Source organism: Candidatus Symbiothrix dinenymphae, from assembly GCF_001431085.1.
Window position 1 is genome coordinate 1 of the sequence record NZ_BBRU01000511.1, and the last position, 4,415, is coordinate 4,415.

Genomic DNA, 4,415 nt, shown 5'->3' on the forward strand with positions numbered 1-4,415 from the left:
CGGGTTCACCCAAACCCGTCGCGGCTCAGGAGAATAGTATGGATACACTATGTACCCGGGATCAATACAGCAAAAACATAGAGTTGAAAGTCAAGACGGCGCGCACGGATTATTACAAGCTGCCCTTTGAGGATGAAATTTCCTGCACTTCACAAAGCGGCTACACAGGGGGGAGGGACCAATCTAAAGAGTCCGACATATATATCATTCCGGCGTACCCTTGCCCGGACGAAAATAGTTTGCAGGTGACGCCTGCGAATGAAAAAGTAACCCTGACATGGACGATGCCTCCCGGCGTTGCGCAGTCTATAGTAGACGACTATAAGATTAAGTGGCGGCGAAAAGATGGTGATTGGGCTGATGTCAAGAATGAAAACGATGAAAGACTCGTGAAAACATACGACCCCACCGAAACAAATCCTTCTGTCACCTTTCCTTATCCGGACAAGGACGAGGGCACCAAAGAGTATGAGTTTCTCGTTACGCGCGGTGCGTTTAACCACGAGGAAGCCGAATACAATGTAACACGGTCTGCAACGTTTAACACCGATAGAGTGGCAGCAACCCCTGCCACGGCGGAAATTCAGGAACATGACAGCACCACCGTAAAAGTATCTTGGACATTGAATGACGGGCGCTTCAGCACCAACTACCGGTGCCGCATCTACAGAAAAGACGGCACTAAACCGTTAGTGCAAGTACATGAGCGCCCTGTCGCGGCCGGTTCCACTACGGTGGAGTGGGTCGATTCATTCACCGTGGACTGCACCCCCTTCTATTACGAAGTTCGCATGTTCGATGGTGGTGACGACGTCGGTGGTATCGGCGAATACGGGCAGCCTTTTGCTAAGACCGGCACTCTGTTTATGGAATTGCGGTTGAACAGCATTGGCGCCATCGCCAATCTCAGTGCCTCCAAAGGCTATTATGACGACAAGGTGCTGGTGAAGTGGGACATGACACCGAGGCATCGGTTTAAGAGCTTCCGCCTGTCGCGCGCGATAAAGAACCTTGCCGGAGCACCGACAGAGTCACTCGCCGAAATACCGTCCGGCAGTGTTACCAACTACATGTACGAAGACAAATCGGCCGTTCAAGGCATCTACTACGACTATAAAGTGGTGGGCGTGACGGATTGCGATGGCGATATCAAAGAACACAGCGAAAAACATTCCACCGGCTACAAGCAGCCTTACGGAACAGTCATCGGGCAAATTGCCTTTAAGAGCGGCTCCACCTCCGTGGTGGGAGCCACGGTTACCGCTACAACCACACCGGAAGCCCCGAACAAAGCTTTCGAGTTCACAAGCGACCATCAAAACTACATCACAACGCCCATCAAGGCGAGCGCTTTGTCGCCTGCTGCGTTCACATTTCAGGCTTGGGTGAAGCCGCACGATGTGCAGGCTACCACCTCGCTGTTCTATACTCATGCCGGACATTATGCGGTGCGAGCCAATGGTTCTGAGAGCTTCACGCTCACCGTCGGCACTACCGACTTTCTCCTGAGCCTGCCCACCACGGCATGGTTGCAGGCAGACCAATATACGCATGTTACGGTCACGTTTGCCGACAGCACCGCCCGATTGTATATCAACGGGGATTCGGTGGCAACCGCCACCGCCACGGTTACTGCCGCCGCCGCGAGCGCGACCGCGGACAGCATTTATCTGGGCAAGAGCAAGGCTTCGGTAGCCGGTTTCACCGGCTTCATGGACGAAGTCCGCATCTGGAAAAAAGCTCTGCCGCCGACCAAAATCAAACAGGATTACGGGCGCTTCATAGCCGGTAAAGAAGCAGACCTGCAAGTCTATTACCGCTTCGACGAGCTCAGCGACGATGAGGTCTATGACGCCTCAGCCACCGCCAGCGGCACCACATTCAACGAAAATCACGGCGCCGTCCGCAGCAATACCAAACGCGATTTCCATACCTTAACTAATGCTCCCAATGCGGCGTTGTTGGCAAACAGAGCCATTACCGATGTGAACGGTTCCTATATCCTCAACACAATCCCCTACGCGGGCGATGGCACCTCGTTTACGCTGACGCCGAATTTGGGCGAAGGCTCAAGTGCACACCTGTTTGCGCCAACCACACGAGCGTACCATTTCAGTGCCGCCAACCATATTTATAACAATGCGGATTTTGAAGATAAATCATCGTTTAAGGTATCCGGTAAGGTCATGTATGAAGGCGGTAATTACCCGGTGGAGGGTTGTACGTTCACGATAGACGGCAACCAGTGTTTGTCGAACGGGAAGCCGATAACGACCGCTGCTAATGGTACCTACGAGTTGGAAGTGCCTGTCGGCGTGCACGAATTTAGGGTGGAGAAGCCGGGGCACTGGTTTGCCAAAGACGGCAAAGCCCTGTCGCTGACTACCGGACAAAATCTTGATTATCAGAGCGACCGCTCCGGCGTGCATTTCTATGACCGGACGCGCGTGAAGGTGGTTGGGCATATTGTGGGGGGAACGCTGGCAGCCGGTGCGCCTCCGGGCTTTGGTTGGAGCAAAAACAATCTCGGGGTGGATTCAATAGTGTTTACTGCTGTGGCTAAGCAACAGTCTCTGTTGCGTATGGGAAGCGACACCACTATCTTCGTTCTGCACGACAAAGGCGGGTGGCTGCGAAACCCAAGTGTGGAACAAATTTTGAACGAAGAAGAAGAAGAAGGCGAAGAAGAAGAGGAATTTGCCGAGGATTGGCCTGCCCAATATGTAGATGCCGACGGCGAGGTGGATTGGGATAAAATAATACACAAAAATTCCAGAGGGTTTGGTGAGTTTTACTCCAAAGAATTTGGTTTGGATGCAGAAGGTTATATCAGCGCTCAAGGCGACCCTGCTGAGTGGCTGGACGACCCCGAAGTGGAAGCGCAGGAATATGCCTATCTCGATTCTCTCGACGAGGTAGACCCGGAATTTGAAGCATGGCTGAACAGTCCCCCGATTGATTGGGATGCGCCTCTCACCGCAGAAGAACAGTTGAGTATGCAAGCCTATGAGGACGAGAACGGGGTGTTTGATGTCGCACGATTTATGCAGGACAACGAAATCCCGCTGACCTATTTGGATGAAAACGGTGATTTTGATTTGGAGAGATATCTGGACGACTTTTTGGCAGAGGACATAGACTCTTTTGATGACGATGAAGTTAATCGTTTGTTGGACTTAGCTGAATTGGAAGCCGACGGTTTTGAGTTTGATGGGTTCAAGCAAGAGGTAACGGAGATGAGAATTAAGGACAATGATGTGACGATTTATGTCAACCCCCTCACCGGCGAATATGTGGCTTCGCTGTATCCAGAAGTGTATGATATACGCGACATCAAAACATTTGGCGATGTCACCATCTATAACGGGCATGAAAGGCTCGACCTGCGCGATGCACCCGTTGCCGATGCCGCCGAGATGAAAAAAAGCACGCTCACTTGGGGCGATTCGGTCATGGTGGGCGGTCAGATGCGGTATGTGGAAACCACCGACACCATCCGCTACCACAAGGAGTGGAGCTATCATTATCATCCGGAACCGATTTACAGCCTGCAGCAGTGGGTGTGGGATGACGAAGAACAAACGTCCGGTGAGTTTGTTGATTATTTTGGTGAAAAAGAATATGTTTTGCCCGACACAACGCTCGTGCTGGTGAATTTGGACTTGGAACCGGACGACGACAATTTTTACACCTTTGGCAAGCCGGTCTTCCGGCAAGGTCAGACGTATGGTTTTGGTCTGTTTGCGAACGAATACCATATCAATCTTAATAACATCGCCCGCATCGCCCACAAACACATCGGCACCTTCGCCCATAAGAGCAGGGTTAGCCATCGTGGAAAAGTTCCGGTTGAACTTGTAGGTCGTTTGCGTAGAGCCATTGCCCATCGACACCTGGTTACTCTCCAATCCCATGCCCCCTGTTCCATAAGCGGAGGCGGACGTGCCTATAACCCCCAGCACCATCATCGTGGAATAGCCGAGCGAGAGGGTATTTTTAGATGTCATGAACGAGCCTTTTGTCCACGAATCAAACTCGGTGTGCACCAGAGTCGTTCCTGCATTGATATAGGCATAGCTGCTGGTGCCGGGAGGGTCGTGGAGCACAAAATCCACCTTCGGAGGTGCTGTCGTCCGGAAGTCGGTGCCGGTGGACGAGCCGCCCAGCACGTAGGCTTCCAAGCCTGTCGCACCAAAATTATCCGAATAATAGGAACGTCCGCCGGTGGTCATCGTGGTCGACAACCGCGACACCCCGTCGCCACTCGGAGCGCCGACAACAAACTCATAAAGCCCCATGTTTATTTCCGCATCCATAGCAATGCTCACCGGCGCAGAATTTTCAGCGATGGTGGATGTAATACTGAAAGTAGCATCCTGCATCGCCTCTACTGTGATGGCGATGTTATTAAGATT

Annotated in this window: 1 protein-coding gene; it reads left to right on the plus strand. The window is 52.1% G+C overall.

The window, feature by feature from the left end:
• Window positions 1-38: 38 nt before the first annotated feature.
• On the plus strand, window positions 39-4,415 hold a 4,377-nt coding region (locus ASC50_RS05380), incomplete at its 3' end, for a LamG-like jellyroll fold domain-containing protein (protein WP_158648490.1).